The organism is Bradyrhizobium sp. (genome assembly GCF_049581145.1).
Classification (GTDB): domain Bacteria; phylum Pseudomonadota; class Alphaproteobacteria; order Rhizobiales; family Xanthobacteraceae; genus Bradyrhizobium.
In genome coordinates, this window is the sequence record NZ_JBAURI010000303.1 from 1 (window position 1) to 3,817 (window position 3,817).

The 3,817-nt window shown below is 64.2% G+C and carries 2 protein-coding genes; one reads left to right on the plus strand and one right to left on the minus strand.

The genetic code is table 11. From position 1 onward, the window contains the following. Nucleotides 1-1,053 (minus strand): NAD(P)/FAD-dependent oxidoreductase (locus WCB02_RS10125; RefSeq protein WP_423957934.1); only part of this gene is annotated, 1,053 nt, incomplete at its 3' end. A 220-nt stretch (nt 1,054-1,273) separates the two neighbouring features. Between WCB02_RS10125 and WCB02_RS10130 the strand changes: the two genes are divergently transcribed. Continuing rightward, a partial coding sequence (locus WCB02_RS10130; protein WP_423957936.1) for a sensor domain-containing protein occupies nt 1,274-3,817 on the plus strand: 2,544 nt, incomplete at its 3' end.

Here is a 3,817-nt window from a genome sequence, read left to right on the forward strand (position 1 = left end):
CAGCCCAGGCGATTCAATTCCGAACAGGTTGATCAGCCCGTCGACGCCATGGTCCCGCGGGCCCTGGATCACGAAGTCTTGCGACGCGACCGCCGGCGGCACGATCTTGGGCCGCATGCCGGAATAGCTCGGCATCAGCGCACCGTCGGGTAGCGTCGGCCAATATTTTCGGATCGCCGGATAGAACCTTTCCGCCCGCGCTGGATCCACGGCGTAGTCGATCCGGTCAACCCATTCCACGTCAGGGCCGAAGCGTGCCTGTCCGGCCATGTCGAGAGTGAGATGCACGCCTAATCCCCCGGGTTCTGGCACCGGATAGATCAGCCGCGAAAACGGCGCCTTGGCGCTGCAGCTGAAATAATTGCCCTTGGCGAGATAGGCTTGCGGAACGAGCTCAGGCGGCATGCCGTCGATCCGTCGTGCGGTCGCCGGCGCGTCCAGTCCGGCCGCGTTGACCAGAAGCCGGCATTGCAGCGTCATCGGCGCCTTGCCGCCGGCGTCGAGCTCGATTGTTCCGGGCGCCGCCCTGGCGCGCAGCACCGGGGTGTGAAATGCGAAGGCTGCTCCGGCCGCCTCGGCATCGCCTCGCAGCGCCAGCATGTAGGCATGGCTGTCAATGATCCCGGTGGATGGCGACACGAGCGCCGCGTCGCAGTTGAGCGCCGGCTCCAGCGCGCGCGCGGCCTCGCCCGGGAGTATCTGCATGTCGAGCACGCCGTTGGCCTCGGCGTGCGCACGGATCGATTGCAGTTTTTCGGATTCCTTCGGCGTGGTTGCGACGATCAGCTTGCCGCAGTTCTTGTGCGGGATGCCGTGATCGGCGCAATAGGCGTACAGCGCGCGCTTGCCGGCAACGCACATCCGCGCCATCAGGCTGCCGGCATTGTAGTAGATGCCGGCGTGGATCACCTCGCTGTTGCGCGAGGACGTCACGGTGCCGATGCCTTCGGCCGCCTCCAGCACGATGACTTCCCGCCCGGCTAGCGCCAGCCGGCGCGCGACCGCAAGGCCGACCACGCCCGCGCCGATGACGACGCAATCAACCCTGTCCATGCGCAGCCTCGATCGATGGCCTTGCGACGGTCGATGTTCTTGCAAGACCGGCAAAAGCGGCGACGCAACGCCCTCGAAGAGGGGTTTCCGTTAACCAGGCGGTAATCATGTCAGGGCAATTGCCGTCAACCAAGCTGGGTTTTTCGCGTGCAGACGTAAGCGTTTACCCGATCCAAACCCCTGAAGCCAGACACTCCCCCCGGAAATCTTCGGGTGACTGATGGCTGGCAAGATCTGGCAGGCAGGCGGCAAGAACTCGATTCCTGCGCGGGCCGCGGCATGCCTGGTCGCGGTTCTCGCCCCATGCCCTCCCGCTCTTGCGCTTTCCGGTCATGTGGTCCCGGCGACCTATCTCGGCTTGCTGGAGCCAAATGTGCTCTGGGAAGCGCTGATCGGCGGCATTGTGATCTGCGCGTTCTGCGCCTCCATCGTGCTGTGGATTCAGTCGGCGCTGCGCAATGTCAAGCATTCGCAGATGCGCAAGAACGCGTTCGTCAGCTCGGCCCTGAACAATCTGAGCCATGGCGTCGTGATGACCGATCCGCAGCGGCGGATCGTGTTTTGCAACGATCGGTACCTTAAGCTTTACGGTCTGTCGCGCTCGGACATCGCGAAGAACATGACCGGGCCGGAACTGCTGGCGCTGCGGCGCAGGCGCGGGCTTGTCGATGTCAGCACCGAGGATTTCTACGCCAACGCGGCGAAGCCCGAAGGCCTGATTACCGAATTGCCGAACGGCAAATCGGTCCTGGTGCGCTATTTCCCATTGCCGAACGGCGGTTCGATCGCGACCCACGAGGATTTCAGCGAACAACGCCTGCTGTCGCGGCAACTGGCATCGACCAAGCAGTTCCTGGAATCGGTGCTCGACAACGTGCCGGTCTGTGTCGCCGCCAAGAGTATCGAGGACGGCCGCTATATCTTCGCCAACCGCGCATTCGAGCGTTTCTCGCGGTTTTCCCGCGATCACATCGTCGGCAAGCGCGCCGACGAGATCTTCACGCCCGATACCGCTGCCGGAATCGACGCGGCGGACCGCGCCGCGCTGGACGCCCCCGACGGCCACTATCGCAGCGAACTGATCGTCGAGCGCGGCAAGCAGAAGCGCATCCTGGCTTCCAACCGCGTGGTCGCGCGCAACGAAAAGAACCAGCCGGAATTCCTGATCGCGCTGTTCGATGACGTCACCGAACGGCGGTCGCTGTCCAAGGAGCTCGAAAACGCCAAGAAGTTCCTCGAGCTCGTGGTCGACAATATCCCGGTCTCGCTGATCGTCGAGCGCGTCAGCGATGGGCGATACCTGTTGGCCAATCGCAGCGCCGAGGCCATCCTCAACCGGCGGCGCGAGGACGTCACCGGCTTGACGGCGGCGGACATCTTCAATCCGCGCGAGGCAAAGCTGATCATCGCCCGGGACGAAGCGGCGATCAAGAAGCGCTCGCTGCTGACCGAGGAGCATCCGATATCGACCAAGGACGGTTTGCGGCTGTTCCTGACCCGCCGCATGACCTTGCTCGACGAGACCGGCGAACCGCAATACCTGATCAAGACCCATGAGGACGTAACCGATCGCCGCCAGACCGAATCGCGCATGGCCCATATGGCCTATCATGACGGATTGACCGATCTGCCCAATCGGGCGGCGTTCCTGCAGGCGCTCGCGCAGATGATCGAGGCTTGCGCCGACACCGGCGAGGAATTTGCGGTGCTGTCCGTCGATCTCGACGGGTTGAAAGAGGTCAACGACGTGTTCGGCCACGCCACCGGCGACAAGCTCCTGATCGAGGTGGCGCGCCGGATCCAGGCCGCGGCCCGCGGCGGCGTCGTGGCACGCCTGTCCGGCGACGAGTTCGGCCTGATCATCGACGGCAAGCAACCCGACGCCGGCAAGGCACTGGCCGAAAAGCTCGCTGCGGCGCTCGCCAACGAGTTCCAGATCGACGGCAAGTCGGTTCGCACCGGCGTCACCACCGGCATCTCCGTGTTCCCGCACAACGGCGCAGATGCCGCGTCCCTGCTTGCCAATGCCGGCGCGGCGCTGTTCCGCGCCAAGCAGAAGTCGCGCGGCTCGATCAGCCTGTACGAACCGGAAATGGATCAGCAGATTCGCGACCGTCGCGTGCTGCACCAGGAATTGTCGGTTGCGATCAAGAACGGCGAGCTGTCACTGTATTTTCAGCCGCAGGCGATGTCGGGACGGAGCGTCGCCGACAGCGAGATCATCGGCTTCGAGGCGCTCGCCCGCTGGCTGCATCCGATGCGCGGCTTCGTGCCGCCCAGCGATTTCATCCCGCTCGCGGAAGAAAGCGGCCTGATCGTCGAGATGGGCGAATGGATTTTGCGCGAGGCCTGCAAGGAGGCGGCGTCCTGGACGAAGCCGCTGCAGATCGCCGTCAACCTGTCGCCGGCGCAGTTCATGCACGGCGACCTCGTCGGCCTGGTGCACTCGATCCTGCTCGAGACCGGGCTCGCGCCGGGCCGGCTCGAACTCGAAATCACCGAGGGCGTCCTGATCGAGGATTTCGACCGCGGCCTTGCGCTGCTGCGGCGGCTCAAGGCGCTCGGCGTCTGCGTTTCGATGGACGATTTCGGCAGCGGTTATTCCTCGTTGAGCTATCTGCAGGCGTTTCCGTTCGACAAAATCAAGATCGACCGCACCTTTGTCATGAATCTTGGCCGCAACCCGCAGTCGGCGGCGATCGTTCGGGCCGTGATCGACCTCGGCCATGGCCTGGAAATGTCGATTGTCGCGGAGGGCGTCGAG